The sequence below is a fragment of the Bacillus sp. JJ722 genome, from assembly GCF_036963345.1.
GTDB lineage: Bacteria > Bacillota > Bacilli > Bacillales > DSM-1321 > Bacillus_AD.
The window spans coordinates 1-1,018 of the sequence record NZ_JBALMO010000263.1 but is presented as its reverse complement, the minus strand read 5'-3'; the positions used below and the strand labels follow the sequence as shown (position 1 = coordinate 1,018).

Annotated in this window: 1 protein-coding gene and 1 pseudogene; both read right to left on the bottom strand. The window is 29.9% G+C overall.

Annotated features, from left to right (window positions below; genetic code table 11):
- Positions 1–296 (bottom strand): annotated as a pseudogene (locus V7014_RS23255) (MFS transporter); the annotation flags it as partial.
- Positions 297–338: 42 nt separating this feature from the next.
- Positions 339–929, bottom strand: a complete 591-nt coding sequence (locus V7014_RS23250) for an ArsR/SmtB family transcription factor (protein WP_335510808.1) — start codon at positions 927–929, stop codon at positions 339–341.
- Between the last annotated feature and the right edge of the window lie 89 nt (positions 930–1,018).

Here is a 1,018-nt window from a genome sequence, read left to right as displayed (position 1 = left end):
AATAAAAACCTTATAAAACTTGAGAAGAACATTATTTTTGATCTTCTAAACCGATCGGCCAAAACTCCACCGATAAACATAAATATAACTCTGGGGATCATGGTCACCATCATAACTATACCCAAAATGTTTTCCTGCTGGAGAACAGTTATTATATACCATTGTTCTGTAAATAAATATGTAGAAAGCGCTAAAAAAGATGCCGAACTAGTTAACCATAAAAATATAAAAGCGCGATTTTTAAATAAACTAATTTTTTGCTTTTTTTCTAAAGATAGTACTTTTTCTGTTTCCATATTTATCGCCCCTTTAGGTTGAAATTATTCAAAAAAAGGGTATCATTCCCTATTTTTGAATAATTTTTCTTCAATTTCAAATGCTGTAGTCATTAAGTAATAATTATGTTTTTCTTGCTCAGTTTGATCGGATTTTAGATCGTTGATTAGCTCTCTGTATTTTTTAGTGAATTCTAAAAATTTCTCCTTACTTATGAATAATTCAGTTTGCATTGAGAGACTATTCCATTCTTCTACTCTTGACGAATTCAATTCAAATGATTTTTCTGGAGCTGTTAAGACCCTAGTTTTTGCTCGATTTAAAACCTCTAAATAAGACTGTCTGGTTGATTCACTAGTTTCAATGAAATTAAGAAGATGATCGGCTGGAATAAAACCTTTTGCTACAGCTTGATAGTATTTTAATATATTTCCTTTTTTTTCAACTTTGTTTACAAGTTGAATGATGCCATATTTTTCGAGCTCACGTAGGTGATATAAAATTTTTGCTCTCGATAAGTTTAGTGCTTCTGCTAACATATGACCTGTATGAGGTTGTTCTACCAAATACATTAACATTTTAGTGCGTAAGGGATCACTTATTACTCTTAATTGTTCGTATGAATCAATAATAAGAATTGGTTTCTGCTTCACGTTAAATCTCCTTAACCAGTTAATTTTTATTAACTAACTTTACACTATTAGTACAATGCTGTAAAGCATTGTTTTATAAGCTAATAGAT